Genomic DNA, 496 nt, shown 5'->3' on the forward strand with positions numbered 1-496 from the left:
TGGACGAACCTCTGGTGTACCGGTTGTCACGCCAGTGGCATAGCCGGGTAGCTAAGTTCGGGAAAGATAACCGCTGAAAGCATCTAAGCGGGAAACTTGCCTCAAGATAAGACTTCCCGGAGACTAGATCTCCCTGAAGAGTCGTTCGAGACCAGGACGTTGATAGGCTGGGTGTGGAAGCGCAGCAATGCGTTAAGCTAACCAGTACTAATTGCTCGTGAGGCTTGTCTCTATAACCTTGACAGGTGAAAGAGGCGTTGCCGAAAGACAGTGACTGCCTTAAAATTCTTGCTGATTTCCGGATTGGGTTGGACGTTGATGACGGCCAACCGACAAGTTATGCCTGATGACCATAGCGAGTTGGAACCACCCCTTCCCATCCCGAACAGGACCGTGAAACGATATCGCGCCGATGATAGTGCTGTAACCAGTGTGAAAGTAGGTTATCGTCAGGCAATTATCTCAAAAAGCCCCTGACCTCCCGTCAGGGGCTTTT

At 51.0% G+C, this 496-nt stretch carries 2 rRNA genes; both read left to right on the forward strand.

Annotated elements, in window-relative coordinates:
• Positions 1-232, forward strand: a 23S ribosomal RNA gene (locus tag NAI64_RS09045); the annotation flags it as partial.
• Positions 233-342: 110 nt separating this feature from the next.
• A 5S ribosomal RNA gene (gene rrf, locus NAI64_RS09050) occupies positions 343-455 on the forward strand.
• Positions 456-496: the final 41 nt, after the last annotated feature.

This window comes from Oxalobacter paeniformigenes, from assembly GCF_027158465.1.
Lineage (GTDB): Bacteria > Pseudomonadota > Gammaproteobacteria > Burkholderiales > Burkholderiaceae_D > Oxalobacter > Oxalobacter paeniformigenes.